Consider the following 18,013-nt stretch of genomic DNA (forward strand, 5'->3'; position numbering starts at 1 on the left):
TCGCTTTCCTTCAGGAGTCGGCGGCGATCATCTCGACGATCGTGTCGACCGTGAGCCACGGGCCGTTGCTGACCTCGCCGATCTTCTCGCGGTCCTTGAACACGACGATCCGATCGCTGAGGCGGACGACTTCGTCGAGGTCGGACGAGATGTACACGATGGCGACCCCGTCCTCCGCGAGCCTCACGACGTGGGCTTGGATGTCGACCTTCGAGGCCACGTCGATCCCCTTGGTCGGCTCGTCGAGCACGAGGAGTCGAGGCTTGGTCGCCAGGCACCGTGCCAGCACGACCTTCTGCTGGTTGCCGCCGGAGAGGTACTTGGCCAGGAGGCCGGGATCCGCCGGCGAGATGTCGAGCGAGTCGACGTAGGCACGGACGAGGCTGTCGGTCTCGGCGGTCGAGAGGGGTCGAGACCAACCACGAAGCGCCTGGATGCCGAGCACGATGTTCTCGCGGACCGACAGCTCGCTGATGATTCCGTCCTCGTGGCGGTTCTCGCTCGCGTGCGCTATCCGATTCCGCATGCCCGAGCGGGGATCGGGAACATGCGTGGGCTCACCGTCGATCAGGACGCGTCCGCGATCGAAGCGATCAGCGCCGCTGAGCAGGGAGGCCATCTCGGTGCGACCGGAGCCTCGCAGCCCGGCGAAGCCGACGATCTCGCCACGATGCAGCTCCAAGTCGGTCGGTGCGACCGCTCCTCGACGGCCGAGGCCGAGAGCCTGGTACATCGGCGGGCCGACGGGCTGCCGGCGATGCTGGCGGCGGTCCGCGCCGATCCGCCGTAGCGCCTCGATGTCTTCGCCGAGCATCGAGGCGATCAGCTCGGCCCGGTCCATGGAGTGCGCCGGGTATTCGCCGACCGTGCTGCCGTCGCGCAGCACGGTAATCCGGTCGCTCAGGGCCAAGACCTGTTCCAGGAAGTGCGAGACGAACAGTATCGCCACACCGCTGTCGCGCAGGCGTTTCAGGACTGCGAAGAGCCGGACGACGTCGTCGAGGTCGAGACTCGAGGTCGGTTCGTCGAGCACGAGGACGCGAGGGCGGTCGATCATCGCCCGACCGATGGCGACGAGCTGGCGGAGAGCCGGCGACAGCGAGCGCACGGATGCTCGCGGATCGAGGTCTCCCAGTCCGAGCTCTCTCAGCATCTCGGCTGCTCGCTGGTGGGTACGCGACCAGGAGATGCCGAAGCGGCCACGGACCTCGTGCCCGAGCATCATGTTCTCGCCGATGCTCAGGTTGTCCGTGAGCCACTCATCCTGGAACACTGCCGAGATGCCGGCCGATCGTGCGTCCGTCGGCCCCGAGAAGCGGCGCTCGACGCCGTCCACCTTGACCATTCCGGCGTCGGGACGATGAATGCCCGTGAGGGTCTTGATCAGCGTCGACTTGCCCGCGCCGTTCTGCCCCATCAGCCCGTGGATCTCTCCCGGGGCCAGGCACAGACGTGCGCCGGTGAGAGCCGGGCCCGAGGTGAAGACGACGTCGATCCCGACCATCTCCACCGTCCGGTGGGGAGAACCAGGAGTCGCCATCGACTGCAGATCCACGTGCCGTCCTCGGATCGTGTGCGGCACGGCATCGGGGCCGCCGTGCCGAGGTGTCGCCGATGATACGCGACAGCTGACTACGGATCACCCAACGGCGATCAGGCGCGGGGCGGTGCAGTGGACTCGCGAACCACCAGCTCGGTCGCGATGCGTGTGCGCCGGGGGATCTCCTGGCCGTGCATGTGGGCGTGGATCACGTCTGCGACCGTCGTCCCCAGCTTGTCGAAATCCTGCCGCACCGTCGTCAGCGGAGGCAGCATGTGGCGAGCGCTCGGCAGATCGTCGAAGCCGATGACGCTGACGTCTCGCGGAACACGGATCCCCCGTTCGGCGAGACCGTGGATCACGCCGAGGGCCATGTCGTCGTTGGCGACGACCATCGCGGTGAACTCCGGGACCGAGGTCAGGCTCGCGGCGAACTCGTAGCCGGAGTCGGGCGTCCAGTCACCGACCACGATGGGGCGTTCTCGCATCCCCCAGGACTTGGCGCGCACGTGGAAAGCACGTTCACGAGATCGAGCGTCGAGCCAGTCCAGAGGGCCCGAGAGGTGCAGGACGTCACGATGCCCCAGCGAAGCGAGGTGGTCGACCGCCTCCGCCGTGCCCGCTTGTTGATCGACCGAGACCGTGAGGAAGGTCGGGTCATCCTCGGACTTCACTACCAGTGTCGGGACCCCGATCTCGATGGTGCGGAGGGTCGCCACGGACGAGGAGCGCGGCGCGATGATGCACAGGGCGTCGATGCCCAGCCCCGTCAAGTGCTCGATGGCGTCGACCGGAGTCATGTCCTGTTCGTCTCGCAGTGCGACGGACGTCACCGAATAGCCCCTCGACCGCGCGGCCCGCTCGATGGCCCGCAGGGTGCTCGAAGGACCGAACGCGGTTCCGCTCTCGACCAGTACGCCGATGCGCTCCGTGCGCTGCGTGACGAGCGATCGAGCCGCGACGTTGGGTCGGTAGTTCAGCTCGTCGACTGCCTTGAGCACCTTCTCGCGAGTGGAGTCCCTGATGTTGGGATGGCCGCTCAGGACGCGCGAGACGGTCATGTGGGAGACGCCTGCCACCGCGGCGACTTGTTTGAGGCCTGGCCGACCGGTCACCACGACGACCTCCTCCCCGATCACGGGCATGTGTGTCCCGGGCCCCTGAGCCGGTGGCAAAAACGCCGATCGCTCAACTCCAGCTTAGTGACGCAGCCGAGGAGGGCTCGACGTCGCGACCCGCTCTTCGCGCCGTCGGCGAGATGAGCACGTCACGCGTTCAGGCCTGCCGCCCGGCGAGGCGTGGCGCGTGGTGCCGCAGCCGTCCGCACCCGGCAGTCGAGTGGGCCGAGTGGGCAGAGTGCGGCCTCCGGGTCAGGGGGACGAGGCGAGGGCGGCGAGCTCGGTGCGGCTGCGAGCCCCGAGCTTGCGCAACAGGTTCGACACGTGGAACTTCACCGTGTTGTCGCTGATGCCGAGCACCGCCGCGATGTCGCGGTTCCGGTCGCCGGCCGCGACCCGGTGCAGCACCTCGCGTTCCCGCTCGCTCAGGGCCGCGACCAGCTCCCGCGGCTCGTTCGACGGCGGCGGGTCGAGCGGAAGGCGCACCGTCAACTCCGAGCCCCACCCCACGGTCGACGCCACCGTCAGCTCGCCCCCGACCCCCGAGACCTGCTCGGTGATCGGCCGCAGCGCGTCGTCGTGTGCCGTCAACTCGCCCGCGCCGTCGTCACGGATCGCGATCAGCAGGTTCAGGCCGTCGCAGTCCCACTGGATGCGCACCCGACGTGCGTCACCCGCGTCGACGAAGGTGAGCACGGCGTTCCGGACGACGGCCCGGGCCACGTGCGCGACGTCGCCCGGCAGGGCCCGACCCGTCGCCGGAGGCTCGACGAACTGGACGTCCAGGTCGCCGAAGCGCACGAGCGGCCGCAGGTCGGACCGGAGGCGCGCGAAGGCCCCGACGACCGGTTCGAGGGTGGTCCCGCGGTCGCGGTCGGACCCCGTCCGGAGGGCGACCAGGGCCCCCGCCGCGACGTCGATGGCCTCGGCCCGTGCCGCCCGGTCGTCGAGGCGTCGTGAGCGCAGGGCGGCCAGCACGGACTCGAGCGTCATCGCATGCCGGTCGACCAGGTCGGCGGTCGCCCGCGCGTGCTCGGACGCCAGGGTCCGGGCCAGGGTGTCGGAACCGGCCCGACCGGGGACGTCGTGCACGGTGTGGCTCATGCGCCCACCCTAGGCGTCCGCCTACCCGACGCCACCCTCCCTACCCGAACGGATGGGTGGGACGCCCCCGTCGAGGGGCTGCTCTCACAGCATCGTCGGACCAGGATCGAAGGCGACGGGATCGACGACGTACCAGAGGCCCGATCGGGCCCCGTCGCCCCCACGAGGAGCACCACATGAAGCTGCAGTTCGCCATGGACACCCTGACCACCGACGCCGCCCTCGAGCTGGCCGCCGCCGCCGCGCCGAGCGTCGACATCATCGAGCTCGGCACTCCACTGATCAAGGCCGAGGGCTTCCGCGCCATCACCGCGATCAAAGAGGCGCACCCCGACAAGATCGTCTTCGCCGACCTCAAGACGATGGATGCGGGCGAGCTCGAGGCGGGCGAGGCGTTCAAGGCCGGCGCCGACCTGGTGACCGTGCTCGGCGTCGCCGGTGACAGCACCATCGCTGGTGCCGTCAAGGCGGCCAAGGCCCACGGCAAGGGCATCGTCGTCGACCTCATCGGCGTCGGCGACAAGGCCGCCCGTGCCAAGGAGGTCGTCGCGCTCGGCGCCGAGTTCGTCGAGATGCACGCCGGGCTCGACGAGCAGGCCGAAGAAGGCTTCACCTTCGAGAAGCTGCTCGAGGCCGGCAAGGCCTCGGGCGTGCCGTTCTCGGTCGCCGGTGGCGTCAAGGCCGCCACGGTCGGCTCGGTCCAGGACGCCGGAGCAGTCGTCGCCGTCGCCGGTGCCGCGATCTACTCGGCCGACGACGTCGCCGGTGCCGCCGCCGAGATCCGCGCCGCCATCAAGTAGCAGCACCAGCACCACCCGCAGCGGCTCACGAGAGAGCGCTGACGCGCAGGAGGCGCGGTGTCGGTCGGACCGGCACCGCGCCTCCTCGTCGTCCCGCGGTCAGCGGGATGCGTCGACCAGACGGGCCGAGACCGACACCACGACGTCGCCCGTCACGCCGGAGGCGGCCAGGCGTCCCCGCAGCGCGTCGGCCGCCCGGGCCAGCGTCTCGGGCGTCGGGACGTCGAGTCCGGTCGCCACGTGGGCGGTGACGGACACCGAACCGGCCGTCCGCGAGATCTCGACGAGGCCGGTCGAGCCCGCGAGGTCGAGGCCGGCCGCGACGGCCCGCACCGCCCCCTCGACGACGGGGTGCGCGTCGAACACGTCGACCACGCCCTCGACGCCGCGCAGCACCTCGGTCAGGTCACGGGAGAGCAGGTCGTCGCTCATCGGTCGTCCTCTCTCGCCACGAAGACGTCGTCGACGAGCACGTCGACCCGGACGACGGTCAGCCCGGTGTGCCGCGTCAGCGTCTCGGTGATGCGGGTGCGCAGCTCGTCCGCGACGGCGCCGAGGTCGAGTCCGTACCGGGCCGCCGCGGTCACCCGCACGACCACGTCGGCCCCCGCCGTCGTCAGGTCGCCGTCGAAGGTCGTCGACCCGAGCACGACGCCGGACTGCTCGTCGCCCGCCCGTCGCACCAGCCCGCGCGCCGCGGCCTCGGTGACGCTCAACCGGACCGCGGGATCGGGGTGGCCGATCGGGATCACCCGGCCGCCGACGACCTCTCGACGGATCGAGTCGAGGAGGCCGTCGATCCAGGCGCCGTCCCGGTCGGGCTCGCGGCGGGCCTCGTGCTCGAGGGAGGCGCGGGACAGGTCGTGCACCCGGGCCAACGACTGCAGGTACAGGCGGCAGGCCGCCGAGCCCTCGATGGCCGGGTCGCGGGGCGTGCGTCCGGCGTCGAGGTAGTCCGCGAGGCGGTCGGCGGGGATGCCGTCCACCGTGTCGTCGTCCTCGGGCACGTCGAGGGGGGAGCGGTCGTCGGTCGTCATCGCCACGCCTCCATCTCGGTCATGAGGAACACCCGGGCCCGCGCGATCTTGCCCCGGACCGTCGAGACGGGCAGGTCGAGGGCCTCGGCGATGTCCGCGTACGAGTAGTCGGCGGTCTCACGCAACAGCCAACACCGTCGCTGGTCGAGGGGGAGCTTGTCGAGGGCCGACCACATGGCGTCGAGCTGCAACCGGGCCTCGACCACGCGTTCGGGCGTCTCGTGGCGCGGGGCCGACACCTCGAGCCGGTCGACGTCGTCGTGGTCGCGTCGCACGCGCAGACGGTCGACCGCCTTGTTGCTGACGATGCGCATCAGCCAGTTGCGCACCCGCGACGGGTCGTCGAGGTCGGCCAGGCGTCGCCAGGCCGTCATGAAGGCGTCCTGCACGACGTCGTCCGACTCGAGGTCGGAGCCCAGGAGGCGCGCGGCGTACACGCGCATCAGCGGTCCGTGTCGGCGCGCGATGACCTCGTAGGCGTGGACGTCGCCGTCGCGGGCCCGTACGGCCAGCGTCGCGTCCGCAGCGTCGAGGAGGGGGTCGTCGGTGGTGATGACGACCTCCTGCGATCGGACGGGGCGGGACGGGACGCGGCGGGACCCCGGCGACGAGGACCGGACGGCCCGCGCCATGCCTCTTGACTACCACCCCGTGCCCGGATCGGGGGACGTGATGGCCGAAATGTGAGTGGTGGTGAATCGTTCCCTGAAAGCTGGCTGACCCACCATGACACCTGCCGTGCCCCATGCGTCTGAATGATGTGACCCGCTTCACGGGCACCCCGACACCGACCGGTCCCACCGGTCCAGAGCAAGGAGCAACCATGAGCAACGTGACCCCCTCCACCAGCACCGCCGCTGCCAAGACCACGCAGTCCCACGCCGCCGGCAAGAACACCATCGCCGAGGGCGTCGTCTCGAAGGTCGCCGGCATCGCGGCCCGCGAGGTGCGCGGCGTCCACGACCTGGGCAACGGTGCCGCCCGTGCCATCGGCGCGATCCGCAACGTGATCAACCAGCAGGACCGCGGCCAGGGCGTCTCGGTCGAGGTCGGCGAGAAGCAGGTCGCCGCCGACATCGTCATCGTCGCCGAGTACCCCGTCGAACTGCAGAAGGTCGCCGACGACGTGCGCAAGTCCGTCACCGACGCCATCTCGCAGGTCGTCGGCATGGAGGTCACCGAGGTGAACGTCACCGTCTCCGACGTGTACATCCCCTCCGAGGACAACGACGACGACGCCGACGACAGCCGCGTCAAGTGACCGCCACGACCACCGGCATGCTGGTCGGCGCCGTCCTGGCGCTGACCGCCCTGGCCTTCGGCTTCTGGGCCTTCGTGTTCGTCGCGATCGCCATGGCGATCGGGTTCGGCGTCGGCCGTGTCGTCGAGGGCAAGCTCGACGTCCGCGGCCTCGCCGACGCACTCCGCGGGCGGCGGTCGTCGTGACCGCGGCGGTGACGGCCGACCGGGCCCTCCACGGCCGGAACAAGATCACGTCACGTGCCGTGCGTCGGGTCGTCTCGGCCGTCACCGCGGAGGCCCTCGAGGTCTCCGCGTCGAAGGTGTCGGTCGAGCTGGCCGACCACGACGGCGCTCTGAGCGTGATCGCCAAGACCCCCATCCGGGTCTCGCCCCTGGGCGTCTCCGAACGTCGTTCGGGCACCCTGCTGGACCGCCTCACGGCGGCCCAGTCCACCATCCGTGACCGCGTGCTGCAGCTGACCGGGTCGAGCATCGACAAGGTCGACCTGCAGATCACCGGTGCCGACATCCGAGAGAGGAAGCGCGTCGCATGAGCACCGCATCGCTCTACAAGCGCATCGTGCGCCGTGAGACGCACTCGTCGCGGGCCGGCATCGCCATCACCCTCGCCGTCCTGCTGATCGTCGCCCTGGCGTGGATCGGCACCGAGGCGGTCCTCGCCGCCGTCGGGACGGCTCCGCTGCTCCTGGCGCCGACCGACCTCGTCGGTTCGACCCTGGACGCCGCGAGTGCTCCGGTCGGCGTGCTGACCGCCGTCGCGGTCGTCGTCGCGCTGATCGGGCTCGTCCTGATCGTCGTGTCGCTCGCGCCGGGCCGTCGTGGCCGTCGTGGCGCGAAGGCCGAGCGCACCGTGGCCGTGGTCGACGACCGGGTCATCGCCCGCTCGCTGGCCCGCACCGCGAGCTACGCCGGCGACGTGGACCCCTCGCAGGTCAGCGTCAGCGTGGGCAAGCGCAGCGCCCTGATCGAGGTCACCCGCACCTCCGGCCGTCAGACCGACGTCCGCAGCATCGACGAGGCCGTCCGTGACGAACTGGGCGCCTACGACTTCAGCCCGGCCCTGCGTCACAAGGTCAAGCTGTCCGAGAAAGGAACGGTCGGGTCATGAACAGCACCAATCGCGCTCTGAACCGCATCGTCGTCTTCGTCATCGGCCTCGTGCTGCTGCTCGCCGGCGGAGCCGTCGCCGTCGGGGCTCTTCTGCCCGACGTCCAAGAGACCGTCTCGCAGGGTGCCTCCGATGCGAGGGGCCCCGCGACCGACGCCCTCGGCGACCAACCGTGGATCCTCTGGGTGGTCGCGGCGGCCAGCCTCGTGCTGATCGTCCTGCTCGCCTGGTTCGCCCTGCGACAGGGACACGGCCAGACCGGCACGTTGCTCACCGTCGACGAGGGGTCGCGTCGCGACCAGACCACCGGTGGTCGCCTGGTCGTCGACGCGAAGGTCGCCGAACAGGTCCTCGAGGAGGCGCTGGCCGACACCCCGGGCATCGTCTCGGTGGACGTGACCGCCTTCCGCGTCAAGCGCGAGTCGGTCCTGCGCGTCACCGCCAACGCGCGTCGCGGCGTCTCGCCGACCGACATCCGCCGGAGCATCGACCAGGCCGTCGCCCACTGGGACGGCGTCCTCGGGACCGAGACGCCCGTCGTGATCCAGATCAACGGCGGTCTGCGCAGCCAGATGTCGTCCGCGACGCGGCTCGACTGACCTCCCTCGACCCACCGCACGGACGGCCCTCGCCCTCGACCCGAGGACGGGGGCCGTCCGTCGCCCCACCCACGTTCCACGATGAAAGGCCGGTCTCATGAGCGAGTCCACCCACCACGTCACCCCCATCGACATCGACGCCGCGGCGTCCACCCGGGCCACCTCACCCGAAGAGGTCCTCGAGCACACGATCGGCGTCACCGTCCTCGGCGTCTCGGGCGTCCACGCCCTCGGCACCGCGTCCCAGCGGCTCGCCGGCGCCCTGCGCACGGCGATCGGCACGGGCTCCGTCCCCGGCGTCCGCGCCGGCACCACCGACGAGGGACTCGTGGTCGACATCGTTGTCGTCGCCGAGTACCCGACGAACGTCACCACGCTCGCCGACACCGTCCGCACGCAGGTCAAGCACGCCGTCGGGCAGCTCGACGGCGAGGAGGTCACGGTCAACGTCACCGTCACGGACGTGCACGGCCCGTTCGACTCGGACGAGGACGCCGCCGACAAGGTGAACGCCGCCGCGGACAAGGCGAAGCAGACCGTGTCCGACGCCGGCGACCGGGCGAAGGAGGCCGGCGAGAAGACCAAGGCCGCCGCCGGCGAGGCACGCGACCGCGCCGCGACCGCCGCGGGCGACCTGTCCGACAAGGCTCGGACGGCCGCGGGCGACCTGTCCGACAAGGCCCGCGAGCTGGGCGACAAGGCCGGCGAGGTCGCCGAGCAGGCGAAGGCCACCGCGGGCGAGGTCGGCGAGAAGGCGGCCGCCAAGGCGGACGACGTCGCCGACGATGCCCGCGACGTGGCCGACCAGGCGCGGGACGCTGCTGCCGACGCCCTCGACTCCGCGGCGGACCGTGGCGACGACGCCCGCTCGACGACCGCCGACGCCACCGACGCCGCACTGGACACGACGTCCGAGGTCGTCGCCGACGCCCGCGCGAAGGCCGCCGACGCCGTGGACGGCGTGGCCGACGCGGTGGACGAGAACCGGGCCTCGGACGGCGACGCCACCCGCGCCTCCTCGGGCGACGCCCACGACGCCGACGGTGCCGACGTCACCGTGACGGTCGACGGCGGAAGGGTCACGGTCGAGGTCGACTCCGACAGCGACGCGCAGGTCGTCGTCGACGGCGACGACGTCGCCACGACGGAGAAGTGATGTTCGGGCGGCGCGCCACGATGACGACCCGACGCCCCCGGCCGCGGGCCGTCTGGGCGGCCCTGGTGACCTCGGCGGTGCTCTGCGTGCTGATCGTCGTCGGCGTGCTGCTGCCCGTGCTCACCCTGATCGGTGCGGCGGACGGCGGCACGGCCGGCGCCCTCGACGTGCCCGTCGGCTCGATCGTCGCGGCGATCGCCATCGGTTACGTCCTGGCCCTGGTCTTGCTGCTGCTCATCGTGAAGGTGCGCAACGGTCCCCTGGCCTGGGTGCTCGGGGTGGCGGCCGTGATCTCGACGCTCGTGGTGTCGCTGTGGCCCCTCGTGGCCGTCGCGATCGCCGGCGTCGACCAGGTGCAGGACCTAATCCCGTTCATCCAGGACCTGATCACCCGCTTCTGGCCCGGCAGCTGACCCACCCCGAGGTGGACCGACCCGTCTAGGCTGAGGCGGTCGTCGGAAGGGGTCCGGCGCACCACCGGGGGACCACCATGCGCACCACCACCACGCCCGCACTCTCCACCGTCGTCGGAGCCGTCGCCGTGACCCTCCTGCTCGCGGGCTGCACCGGAGGCGGCGCCGACTCCGGTGACGCCGGTCGGTCGTCGTCCCCGGGGCAGGCGACCGCCACGGCGGACGCCGCCGACCAGCCGACCGGCGAGTTCACCCTGCCCGCCGACTGCGAGGCGGCGGGGGCCGTCCTCGGCGATCTCGTCACGGGGCGGACCCTCGTGGCGGAGACCTCGACCATCGGGTCCGGCGAGGCGAACTGCACGTGGACCAGCGAGGCCGACGGGTCCCGGGTCGGCTTCATCGCCACGGTCCAGGAACTCGACCAGGCGGGCATGGACGCGGAGGTCCCCGCAGGGGGCGGCGTCGACGGGCTGTCCCTCGAGCAGGTCGAGGACGAACGGGCCGACGCCTTCGACGGGCGCGCCTTCGTCGCGACGGCCCAGGACGGGTCACCGGTCGTCGGGGGCGGGTCGATCCTGCTGACGCCCCACGGGCTCCTGAGCGTCATCGTCGCGGCTCCGGCCGGGTCGACCGTTCCGATCGATCCCGCCCGATCGCTCGATCTCGTCTTCGACTTCCTCGACTGACGCGAGGCCCCGAGGAGGCGCGGTGCCGGTCGACCGGCACCGCGCCTCCTCGGTCGTCAGGCTCCGGAGAACTCGACCGGGAGGTCTCGGCTGGTGTGCAGCACCCGGTGGACCCGCACGGCGTCCGCGTCGTCGATGGCGTCGACGAAGTCGAGCGCGGCTGCGTGCGCCCCCTCGTCGAGGTAGTGGTCGACGGCCGACTCGATGTCGTGGTCGGCGCGTCGCGAGGTCACGACGCGGCGGCTCACGCGCGGTCGGCCCCGGCGCGGTGCACGCGGTCACGCAGGCGGTCGAGGTACTGCTCGTCGAGGTCCGAGCCCGCCCCGGACGCCATGCCGTCCACCACGAGTTCGCGGAGGCGGGCGCGCGCCTGCTCACGACGGATCAGCTCGCGGATGAACTCGCTGCTCGTCCCGTAACCGCGCTCGTCGACCTGGGCCTCGACGAAGTGCTTCAGACCGTCGGGCAGCGAGACGTTCATGGTGGCCATGGACCGATCCTAGGCGCGATGGCAAGGTTTGTCATGCGTCGACCGGCACCGCGCCTCCTCGGTGTCCCCCTAATGGTGGGCATGACGTGGCGAGGGCTCTGTGGCATCGTTGCAGGGTTCGGAGACGGCACGCTCCCACCAGGCGCGCCCAGCGAGAGGGAGCCGTGTGATCAGGGACGAAGTCCGCGAAGAACGTCGGCAGCGAGCGGTCGAGACGCTCGGCATCGTCGAGTCGGGCCACGAGGCCCGCCTCGACCGCGTGACCCGCGTCGCCCGGGCCGTGTTCGGGGTGCCGCTGTCGTCGGTCACCGTCATGGACCACGAGCGCGCGCTCTTCGTCGGCCGGGCGGGCTTCGACGACCCCGAGTCCGGGCGCTCCGACACCCCGTGCAGCCTCGTGACCGACACGGGCGAGATCGTCACCACCGACGACGCCCGCCTCGACCCGCGGTTCGCCCACCTGGGCGCCTTCAACGACAACGGGCTGCGGTTCTACGTCGGTCACCCGCTGCGCGACGGATCGGGCAACGTCGTGGGGTCGTTCTGCCTGATGGACGCCGAGCCCCGGCAGCTCTCGGACGACGAGATGGCCGAGTTCCGCGACCTGGCCGCCTGGGCCCAGGTCGAGCTCCTCGCCGACGCCGACGCCTCGGCCGCCCGCTCGACGCAGCAGGCGCTGTTGCCGGCCGAGCCCCTCGAGGTCGAGGGCGTCCGGGTCGAGGGCATCTGCCTGCCCTCGCTGAGCGTCGGGGGCGACTACTACGACTACGGACTCATCGGCCGGTTCGTGCACGTGGCCGTCGGCGACGTGATGGGCAAGGGCGTCGGCGCGGCCATCATCGGTTCCTCCGTCCGGGCGGCCTGTCGTGCGGCCTCACCGCACGTCGCCGCCGGACGCGAACTCGGCCTCGCGGTCGACCGCATCGAACGAGCCGTGCGGACCGACCTCCAGCGCACGGGGACGTTCGTCACGTACTTCCACGCCGTCCTCGACCTCGACACGGACGAACTCTCGTTCGTCGACGCCGGGGCGGGGCTGTCGATCATCGTCCGGGCCGACGGCAGCGTGCAGCACCTGGCGGGCACGGGGCTGCCGCTCGGGCTCGACGAACAGCAACAGCACGTCACCGAGACGACCCACCTCGGCGTCGGCGACCAGCTGATCGTCATGAGCGACGGCGTCCTCGACGTCCTCGACGACGAGTTCGACTGGGCCCTCGAGGTCGGGCGGCTCGCGACACGGCCCGCCACCGGCGGTGCCGACGGGGCCGACGGCCTCGGCCTGCTCGGATCGATGGCGGCCCTGACCGAGCGACGCCTCTCACGCGACGACGTCACCGTCGTCGTCATGGACCGTCGCGCGTGACCGACACCCTGAGTCGCCGCGACAAGCGGCTGCTCGACCGGACCACCCCGGGTCGCCGCATCGTCGCGATCCGGGTGGCGGTCCTGCTGGCGTCGCTCGCCGGCCTGAACTACATCGTCTGGCGCTGGGCCGCCTCGGTGAACTGGTCGTCGTGGTGGATCGCGGTGCCGCTGATCCTCGCCGAGACGTACAGCGTGATCGACTCGCTCCTGTTCGGCCTCGGGGCCTGGCGGCTGCGTGAGCGTGGCGAGCCGCCGACCGCGCCCGACCCCGACGACCTCGAGACGCGGGTCACGGTCGACGTCTTCGTCACCACGTACAACGAAGAGGTCGACCTCGTCATGCGTACCGCCCTCGCGGCGCAGCGCATCGACTACCCGCACACGACGTGGATACTCGACGACGGGGGTCGCCCCGAGATCCGTGCCGCCGCCGAGGCCGCGGGCATCGGCGTCATCACCCGGTCGGACGACTGGGCCGACCGGCCGCGCCACGCGAAGGCCGGCAACCTCAACAACGCCCTCCTGTCGACCGAGGGCGAGTTCCTGCTGATCCTCGACGCCGACCAGGTGCCGAAGCCCGAGATCCTCGACCGCACCCTCGGTTACTTCAAGGACGAGCGGATCGCTCTCGTGCAGACGCCGCAGTGGTTCGAGAACGTGCCGGAGTCCGACCCCCTGGGCAGTCAGGCACCGCTGTTCTACGGCCCCATCCAGCAGTCCAAGGACGGCTGGAACAGCGCCTTCTTCTGCGGGTCGAACGCGGTCCTCCGTCGGGAGGCGCTGATGCAGCTGGGCGTCGCGCGGTACGTCACCGAGGTCGAGGCGGCCGTGCGTCGAGCCGTCCGCACGTCGCGCAAGCTGCTGGTGCGGGCACGCGAAGAGGCCGTCGGCCAGCCCCGCGTGCTCGAGGCGTTGGACGACGCCGAGACCGTGGTCGAGCGGGCCCGCGCCGAGTTCGCCGCGGGGGAGTCCATCGGCGACGTCACCTACCGGTTCCAGCGCAGCATCGACACGATCGCCTTCCGTTTCGCCGACGCCGACCTCGCGGCCATGAAGGGCGACCTTGCCGAGCTCGCCGCCATGTCGCTCGGCCCCGACACGTTCGACGCCCTCGACGAGGCGGCCCTCGACCTGCTCGCGCAGCGGTCGTCCTCCCCGCTCGCCGCCATCGAGTCGATCTCGCTGCTCGTCGGGGCGCTCGACGTCGACCGCGGCTCCGAGGCGCAGGCGATCATGCCCCTGGCCACGATCTCGGTCACCGAGGACATGGCCACGGCGATGCGCCTCCACGGGTTGGGCTGGAGGTCGGTCTACCACGACGAGACCCTCGCGATCGGGCTCGCGCCCGAGGACCTCGCGACCATGATGACGCAGCGACTGCGCTGGGCCCAGGGCACCATGCAGGTGTTCTTCCGCGAGAACCCGCTCGTGCAGAAGGGCCTGTCGTGGGGTCAGCGCCTCATGTACTTCTCCACCATGTGGAGCTACCTCTCGGGCTTCGCCGCCGTGGTCTACATCGCGGCGCCCGTGCTCTGCCTGTCGTTCGGCGTCGTGCCGGTGCAGGCCTACAGCGTCGACTTCTTCGCCCGCCTGATCCCCTTCCTGGTCTTCAACCAGCTGCTCTTCTGGGTGGTCGCGGCGGGCAGGCCGACCTGGCGGGGACAGCAGTACTCGCTGGCGCTCTTCCCGGTCTGGATCGCCTCGGTCACCACGGCGTTCCAGAACGTCTACCGCGGCCGCGCGCTCGGCTTCTCGGTGACGCCCAAGACGAAGCAGGCGGCCACCGGCCCCCGGTGGGACCTCGTCCGACCGCAGATCTGGGCCGTCGCCTGCCTCGTCGCCGCACTCGTCCTGGTCGGCGTCCGCTACGCCACCGGGCAGGCCGAGGGCCTCGCGCCGCTCGTCAACATCGCCTGGGTGCTCTTCGACCTGGTGATCTTCAGCATCATCGTCCGGGCCGTTCTCTACCCGGGGCCCTCGGCACCCCACGACAAGGAACAATCATGATGACCGTCACCGTCGAGGCCGTCGAAGGCGGCTGCGTGCTCTCCCCACAGGGGCGCCTCACCGTGGTCTCGACACCACAACTCCGCGACGAGGTGGCCGCGCGTCTCGCGGCCGGCGACCGCCTCATCATCGTCGACCTCTCGGGCACGACCTTCGTGGACTCGTCGGGCCTCGGGGCCCTCGTGTCGTGCCTCAAGTCGGCACGCCAGGCCGGGGGAGACCTGCGGCTGGTGGCCCCCACCGAGCAGGTCTCGATGGTGCTGCGCCTCACGAACCTCGACCGCATCCTCAAGCCCCGCGCCTCGGTCTCGGCCGCCCTCGATGACTGAGCGTCCCGGCCCCGTCGTCATCGACGTGGCCGTCGAACCCGAGAGCATCGACCTGGTGCAGAACGCCTTCGAGGCGTGGTGGACCTCGCTCGGCGACGACTCGCTCGAGACGCGCTTCTCGTTCGAGACCGCGATCGTCGAGATCGCGGCGAACGTCGTCGAGCACTCGCGCCGGTCCGAGGCCGACCGTGGTCGCCGCTTCACCCTCGAGCTCTCCGCCACCGACGACCGGCTGACGGCCGTCTTCCACGACAACGGCATGCCCAGCGAGATCGACCTCAGCGCCGTCTCGATGGCCGACCTCGAGGACGAGGACGGTCGCGGCCTGGCCCTGGCGCTCCTCAGCCTCGAGAGCCTCGACTACCGCCACGAGGACGGCCGCAACGTGTGGACGCTCGTGTGCCGACGCTGAGGCACCCGTCGGCGACGGTGCCACGTCGGCGGGCGGCCCGCCGGATCGGCGCGGCCCTGCTCGCCGTCGCGGCGTTCGTGCCGCTGGTGCTGGGGCCGGCGGTGCTCGGGGACGCGACGTCCGCGTCGGCCGCCGCCGCGCCTCCTGAACCCTCGGACACGTGGTTCGGCCCGGACCTCGACTGGGGCTCGGACGGACCCGACGGCTACGCCGGTCGACTCGGCGCGACGCCGTCGCTGTACGCCGTCAACATCGACTACCCGCTCGACCAGGGCGCGGTCGAGGAGTGGCGCCGGTCGGCCCGTGCCGCGGCCGCCCAGGGCGCCGTGCTCGTGGTCAGCCTGGAGCCCACCGGGCGGCTCGCCGACCTCGACGCCGCGGACGCGCGCCGGGCCGACGACCTGCTGACCGAGATCGACCGGCAGTACGGCACGCTCCAGCTGGTGCGCTTCGCGCCCGAGATGAACGGCAACTGGCAGCGCTGGGGGCAGCAGCCCACGGCGTTCGTCGGGGCGTTCCGGGCCCTCGCCGACGTCGTGCACGCCGGGGACTCGCAGGCCCGCATGGTGTGGGCTCCGTCCTACGGTGCGGGCTATCCGTTCTCGGACGCCGTCGGCCGCCTCACCGAGACCCCCTCGGGCGACGTCGACCTGCTCGACACGAACGACGACGGGCGGGTCACCGAGGCCGACGACCCCTACGGGCCGTACTACCCCGGCGACGACGCGGTCGACTGGGTCGGCCAGTCGATGTTCTTCTTCGCCAAGGGCAGCGCCTCGACGGCCGCCGGCACGTCGGTGCCGTTGGTCGAGAACCAGGCCCCGGCGGCGGGCGAGGTCGAGGCACGCTTCGACGAGACCTGGGGCTACACCGAGGCCCAGCCGTCGACGTTCTACGAGCGCTTCGCCGAGGGGCGCGACCGACCCATGCTGCTCGACACGGGCGCCCTCTACGCCGCCGAGTTCGACGGTGCCCCCGAGCTCGACGTCAAGCAGGGCTGGTGGCGTCAGGTGCTGGACGCCCTGCCGACCCACGAGCGGATCTCCGGCGTCACCTGGCTCGAGGTCGAGCGGGACGAGGCCGAGGCGGGCGACCGACCCGTCGACTGGCGGGCCACGGCCGAGTCGGGCATCGCCGGGGCGCTGCGCACCGACCTCGAGGCGTCCGACCGGATCGACCTCGGGCCGGTCACCGACCGCGTGACCTCGACCGACGGCGACGCCGCGACCGTGCAGGTCCGCGACGGCGGCGGCGACGAGATGGGCTGGATCGTGGCCTGTGCCGTGGTGCTCGCCCTGGTCTTCCTGGTGAGCGGCGTCGTCGGGCGCCTGCTGCCCCGCTGGCGCTACCCCGACGACGGATCACCCGGTCGCGACCTGCGCATCGACCTCTTCCGCGGGTTCATCATCCTGGCCGTCGTCATCACGCACATCGAGGTCGCGGGGCCGTTCTCGTTCGTCACGCTGAAGGCCGTCGGGGCGATCACGGGCGCCGAGATGTTCGTGTTCCTCAGCGGCATCGTGCTCGGCATGGTCTACCCGCTGGGCATCAAGAAGTACGGCGAGAAGGCCGCCGCGATCGGCGCTTTCGTCCGGGCGCGCAAGCAGTACGTCGTGACCCTCGCGGTCATCCTGATCGTCTTCGCGCTGAGCTTCGTGCCGCTGCTGAACACGGACGCGGTCACGACCTTCACCGACCGCGGCACGGGCATGACCGGCACCTCGGCGGAGGGGCGGGTCTACGACCTGTACCCGAACGTCGACCGCCTGCTCGACTACCCGCCGCCGTGGTACGCCGTGCGTCAGCTGTTGCTGCTCGAGATGGGGCCGTGGCCGTTCAACATCATGGGCCTGTTCGTCGTGCTGAGCCTGACGATCCCCGCCCTGATGTGGGCGATCAAGCGGCGTGCCTGGTGGGCCGTGTTGCTGGTCAGCTGGGCGGTCTACGCCGTCGGGGTGGTCTTCCCCGACGTCCACCTCCTGCCGTCGCAGTTCGAGCCGGTGTTCCCGCTCTTCGCCTGGCAGGTGCTCTTCACCCACGGTCTCGTCATCGGCTGGTACCGGCGTCGGATCGTGACGGCGCTGACCACCCGCCTCGGCAAGGTGCTGGTCGGCGTGGGGGTCGTCGGCTACGCCGGGTTCCTCGCGCTGATCTGGGCCGGGCACGCCTACGGGTTCGCCCCGGGGCCGATCCCGACGGGCCTCTACGACACGCTGTACGCCACCGGCTACCAGCGGGTCGACATGCAGTGGGGCCGGCTGGTCGACGTGGCCCTCGTGGTCGTCTGCGTCTACGCGATCCTCACGGTGTTCTGGAAGCCGATCTCGGCGGCCCTCGGCTGGTTCTACGTCCCCCTCGGACAGGCCAGCCTCTACGTGTTCATCTGGCAGGTCTTCTTCGTGCTCGCCGTCGCGTCGATCCCCGGGTTGGACCGCTCGGACGTGGTCGTCGGCACGATCGTCCACGTGGTCTCGGTGCTGCTGCTCTGGGTGATGGTGAAGAAGAAGTTCCTGTTCTCGGTCATCCCCCGCTGAGCGGCGGGCCGCCGGGGACGCAGGAGGCGCGGGTCGCGTGACCCGCGCC

The 18,013-nt window shown here is 71.3% G+C and carries 22 protein-coding genes; 14 read left to right on the plus strand and 8 right to left on the minus strand.

The window, feature by feature from the left end:
* Window positions 1-10: 10 nt before the first annotated feature.
* The 3 genes from ARTHRO9V_RS03880 to ARTHRO9V_RS03890 all read right to left on the minus strand — a co-directional run bounded on the left by ARTHRO9V_RS03880 (window position 11) and on the right by ARTHRO9V_RS03890 (window position 3,762).
* Entirely contained in the window at window positions 11-1,504 is a 1,494-nt protein-coding gene (locus ARTHRO9V_RS03880) for a sugar ABC transporter ATP-binding protein (protein ID WP_236556899.1), read from the minus strand.
* 149 nt (window positions 1,505-1,653) lie between these two features.
* The gene (locus tag ARTHRO9V_RS03885; RefSeq protein WP_159825703.1) at window positions 1,654-2,685 is read right to left on the minus strand and encodes a LacI family DNA-binding transcriptional regulator; all 1,032 of its coding nucleotides are present in this window, start codon (window positions 2,683-2,685) and stop codon (window positions 1,654-1,656) included.
* Window positions 2,686-2,910: 225 nt separating this feature from the next.
* The gene (locus tag ARTHRO9V_RS03890) at window positions 2,911-3,762 is read right to left on the minus strand and encodes a LuxR C-terminal-related transcriptional regulator (protein WP_233568536.1); all 852 of its coding nucleotides are present in this window, start codon (window positions 3,760-3,762) and stop codon (window positions 2,911-2,913) included.
* A 176-nt stretch (window positions 3,763-3,938) separates the two neighbouring features.
* On the opposite strand from ARTHRO9V_RS03890, the gene hxlA reads away from it, so the two are divergent.
* A complete protein-coding gene (gene hxlA, locus ARTHRO9V_RS03895) occupies window positions 3,939-4,562 on the plus strand; it encodes a 3-hexulose-6-phosphate synthase (protein WP_159825705.1) in 624 nt (207 codons plus the stop codon).
* Window positions 4,563-4,661: 99 nt separating this feature from the next.
* Here the strand turns inward: hxlA and ARTHRO9V_RS03900 are convergent, their stop codons facing one another.
* Genes ARTHRO9V_RS03900 through ARTHRO9V_RS03910 form a run of 3 tightly spaced genes read right to left on the minus strand, consistent with a single transcriptional unit; the run spans window position 4,662 to window position 6,231 of the window.
* Window positions 4,662-4,994 (minus strand): hypothetical protein, encoded by a 333-nt coding sequence (locus tag ARTHRO9V_RS03900; protein WP_159825707.1) that lies wholly within the window; start codon window positions 4,992-4,994, stop codon window positions 4,662-4,664.
* Window positions 4,991-5,599: an Asp23/Gls24 family envelope stress response protein gene (locus ARTHRO9V_RS03905; protein ID WP_159825708.1), complete on the minus strand. Its 609-nt coding sequence runs from the start codon at window positions 5,597-5,599 to the stop codon at window positions 4,991-4,993. The genes ARTHRO9V_RS03900 and ARTHRO9V_RS03905 overlap by 4 nt, the downstream gene beginning before the upstream one ends.
* Window positions 5,596-6,231 (minus strand): RNA polymerase sigma factor, encoded by a 636-nt coding sequence (locus ARTHRO9V_RS03910; protein WP_123571924.1) that lies wholly within the window; start codon window positions 6,229-6,231, stop codon window positions 5,596-5,598. Before ARTHRO9V_RS03910 ends, ARTHRO9V_RS03905 begins: the two co-directional genes overlap by 4 nt.
* Before the next feature lie 191 nt (window positions 6,232-6,422).
* Here ARTHRO9V_RS03910 and ARTHRO9V_RS03915 point away from each other — a divergent pair, with 191 nt between their 5' ends.
* From ARTHRO9V_RS03915 to ARTHRO9V_RS03950, 8 genes are all read left to right on the plus strand, one after another.
* The gene (locus ARTHRO9V_RS03915) at window positions 6,423-6,860 is read left to right on the plus strand and encodes an Asp23/Gls24 family envelope stress response protein (RefSeq protein ID WP_056047193.1); all 438 of its coding nucleotides are present in this window, start codon (window positions 6,423-6,425) and stop codon (window positions 6,858-6,860) included.
* Window positions 6,857-7,045: a DUF2273 domain-containing protein gene (locus ARTHRO9V_RS03920; protein ID WP_043597628.1), complete on the plus strand. Its 189-nt coding sequence runs from the start codon at window positions 6,857-6,859 to the stop codon at window positions 7,043-7,045. Before ARTHRO9V_RS03915 ends, ARTHRO9V_RS03920 begins: the two co-directional genes overlap by 4 nt.
* Window positions 7,042-7,395 (plus strand): hypothetical protein, encoded by a 354-nt coding sequence (locus ARTHRO9V_RS03925; RefSeq protein WP_043597627.1) that lies wholly within the window; start codon window positions 7,042-7,044, stop codon window positions 7,393-7,395. The genes ARTHRO9V_RS03920 and ARTHRO9V_RS03925 overlap by 4 nt, the downstream gene beginning before the upstream one ends.
* Window positions 7,392-7,970: a DUF6286 domain-containing protein gene (locus tag ARTHRO9V_RS03930; protein WP_056047190.1), complete on the plus strand. Its 579-nt coding sequence runs from the start codon at window positions 7,392-7,394 to the stop codon at window positions 7,968-7,970. Before ARTHRO9V_RS03925 ends, ARTHRO9V_RS03930 begins: the two co-directional genes overlap by 4 nt.
* The gene (locus tag ARTHRO9V_RS03935; RefSeq protein WP_159825710.1) at window positions 7,967-8,569 is read left to right on the plus strand and encodes a hypothetical protein; all 603 of its coding nucleotides are present in this window, start codon (window positions 7,967-7,969) and stop codon (window positions 8,567-8,569) included. Before ARTHRO9V_RS03930 ends, ARTHRO9V_RS03935 begins: the two co-directional genes overlap by 4 nt.
* 97 nt (window positions 8,570-8,666) lie before the next feature.
* Complete coding sequence (locus ARTHRO9V_RS03940) at window positions 8,667-9,725, plus strand: Asp23/Gls24 family envelope stress response protein (RefSeq protein ID WP_159825712.1); 1,059 nt, start codon at window positions 8,667-8,669, stop codon at window positions 9,723-9,725.
* A 20-nt stretch (window positions 9,726-9,745) separates the two neighbouring features.
* Entirely contained in the window at window positions 9,746-10,138 is a 393-nt protein-coding gene (locus ARTHRO9V_RS03945) for a hypothetical protein (protein ID WP_159825714.1), read from the plus strand.
* A gap of 77 nt (window positions 10,139-10,215) precedes the next feature.
* Window positions 10,216-10,824, plus strand: a complete 609-nt coding sequence (locus tag ARTHRO9V_RS03950; protein ID WP_159825716.1) for a hypothetical protein — start codon at window positions 10,216-10,218, stop codon at window positions 10,822-10,824.
* A 56-nt stretch (window positions 10,825-10,880) separates the two neighbouring features.
* Here ARTHRO9V_RS03950 and ARTHRO9V_RS03955 read toward each other — a convergent pair whose 3' ends face one another.
* Together ARTHRO9V_RS03955 and ARTHRO9V_RS03960 are read right to left on the minus strand one after the other, a co-directional pair.
* A complete protein-coding gene (locus ARTHRO9V_RS03955) occupies window positions 10,881-11,057 on the minus strand; it encodes a hypothetical protein (RefSeq protein ID WP_236556905.1) in 177 nt (58 codons plus the stop codon).
* An 11-nt stretch (window positions 11,058-11,068) separates the two neighbouring features.
* The gene (locus ARTHRO9V_RS03960) at window positions 11,069-11,314 is read right to left on the minus strand and encodes a type II toxin-antitoxin system ParD family antitoxin (protein WP_056047170.1); all 246 of its coding nucleotides are present in this window, start codon (window positions 11,312-11,314) and stop codon (window positions 11,069-11,071) included.
* 166 nt (window positions 11,315-11,480) lie between these two features.
* Between ARTHRO9V_RS03960 and ARTHRO9V_RS03965 the strand changes: the two genes are divergently transcribed.
* The 5 genes from ARTHRO9V_RS03965 to opgC are packed head-to-tail and all read left to right on the plus strand — an operon-like array spanning window position 11,481 to window position 17,964.
* On the plus strand, window positions 11,481-12,680 hold the full coding sequence (locus tag ARTHRO9V_RS03965) for a GAF domain-containing SpoIIE family protein phosphatase (protein ID WP_159825720.1): 1,200 nt from the start codon (window positions 11,481-11,483) through the stop codon (window positions 12,678-12,680).
* Between the two features lie 59 nt (window positions 12,681-12,739).
* Window positions 12,740-14,689 carry a glycosyltransferase gene (locus tag ARTHRO9V_RS03970; RefSeq protein WP_236557070.1) on the plus strand — a complete coding sequence of 650 codons (1,950 nt, stop codon included), beginning with the start codon at window positions 12,740-12,742 and terminating at the stop codon, window positions 14,687-14,689.
* Window positions 14,686-15,018, plus strand: coding sequence for an STAS domain-containing protein (locus tag ARTHRO9V_RS03975; RefSeq protein WP_056047165.1), 333 nt, complete (start codon window positions 14,686-14,688; stop codon window positions 15,016-15,018). Before ARTHRO9V_RS03970 ends, ARTHRO9V_RS03975 begins: the two co-directional genes overlap by 4 nt.
* Window positions 15,011-15,430 carry an ATP-binding protein gene (locus ARTHRO9V_RS03980; RefSeq protein ID WP_082460371.1) on the plus strand — a complete coding sequence of 140 codons (420 nt, stop codon included), beginning with the start codon at window positions 15,011-15,013 and terminating at the stop codon, window positions 15,428-15,430. The genes ARTHRO9V_RS03975 and ARTHRO9V_RS03980 overlap by 8 nt, the downstream gene beginning before the upstream one ends.
* Window positions 15,418-17,964: an OpgC domain-containing protein gene (gene opgC / locus ARTHRO9V_RS03985; protein WP_159825722.1), complete on the plus strand. Its 2,547-nt coding sequence runs from the start codon at window positions 15,418-15,420 to the stop codon at window positions 17,962-17,964. The genes ARTHRO9V_RS03980 and opgC overlap by 13 nt, the downstream gene beginning before the upstream one ends.
* The last annotated feature ends 49 nt before the right edge of the window (window positions 17,965-18,013 follow it).

Origin of the sequence: Frigoribacterium sp. 9N (genome assembly GCF_902506305.1) — a bacterium.
Classification (GTDB): domain Bacteria; phylum Actinomycetota; class Actinomycetes; order Actinomycetales; family Microbacteriaceae; genus Frigoribacterium.

Excerpts from the sequence above, each read along its gene's own strand:
- ARTHRO9V_RS03890 (WP_233568536.1), bottom strand. The coding sequence starts at position 3,762 with ATGAGCCACACCGTGCACGACGTCCCCGGTCGGGCCGGTTCCGACACC.
- ARTHRO9V_RS03885 (WP_159825703.1), bottom strand. The coding sequence starts at position 2,685 with ATGCCCGTGATCGGGGAGGAGGTCGTCGTGGTGACCGGTCGGCCAGGC.
- ARTHRO9V_RS03930 (WP_056047190.1), top strand. The coding sequence starts at position 7,392 with ATGAGCACCGCATCGCTCTACAAGCGCATCGTGCGCCGTGAGACGCAC.
- ARTHRO9V_RS03900 (WP_159825707.1), bottom strand. The coding sequence starts at position 4,994 with ATGAGCGACGACCTGCTCTCCCGTGACCTGACCGAGGTGCTGCGCGGC.
- ARTHRO9V_RS03940 (WP_159825712.1), top strand. The coding sequence starts at position 8,667 with ATGAGCGAGTCCACCCACCACGTCACCCCCATCGACATCGACGCCGCG.
- ARTHRO9V_RS03935 (WP_159825710.1), top strand. The coding sequence starts at position 7,967 with ATGAACAGCACCAATCGCGCTCTGAACCGCATCGTCGTCTTCGTCATC.
- ARTHRO9V_RS03950 (WP_159825716.1), top strand. The coding sequence starts at position 10,216 with ATGCGCACCACCACCACGCCCGCACTCTCCACCGTCGTCGGAGCCGTC.
- ARTHRO9V_RS03975 (WP_056047165.1), top strand. The coding sequence starts at position 14,686 with ATGATGACCGTCACCGTCGAGGCCGTCGAAGGCGGCTGCGTGCTCTCC.
- ARTHRO9V_RS03960 (WP_056047170.1), bottom strand. The coding sequence starts at position 11,314 with ATGGCCACCATGAACGTCTCGCTGCCCGACGGTCTGAAGCACTTCGTC.
- ARTHRO9V_RS03915 (WP_056047193.1), top strand. The coding sequence starts at position 6,423 with ATGAGCAACGTGACCCCCTCCACCAGCACCGCCGCTGCCAAGACCACG.
- ARTHRO9V_RS03910 (WP_123571924.1), bottom strand. The coding sequence starts at position 6,231 with ATGGCGCGGGCCGTCCGGTCCTCGTCGCCGGGGTCCCGCCGCGTCCCG.
- ARTHRO9V_RS03905 (WP_159825708.1), bottom strand. The coding sequence starts at position 5,599 with ATGACGACCGACGACCGCTCCCCCCTCGACGTGCCCGAGGACGACGAC.
- ARTHRO9V_RS03980 (WP_082460371.1), top strand. The coding sequence starts at position 15,011 with ATGACTGAGCGTCCCGGCCCCGTCGTCATCGACGTGGCCGTCGAACCC.
- hxlA (WP_159825705.1), top strand. The coding sequence starts at position 3,939 with ATGAAGCTGCAGTTCGCCATGGACACCCTGACCACCGACGCCGCCCTC.
- ARTHRO9V_RS03880 (WP_236556899.1), bottom strand. The coding sequence starts at position 1,504 with ATGGTCGGGATCGACGTCGTCTTCACCTCGGGCCCGGCTCTCACCGGC.
- ARTHRO9V_RS03945 (WP_159825714.1), top strand. The coding sequence starts at position 9,746 with ATGACGACCCGACGCCCCCGGCCGCGGGCCGTCTGGGCGGCCCTGGTG.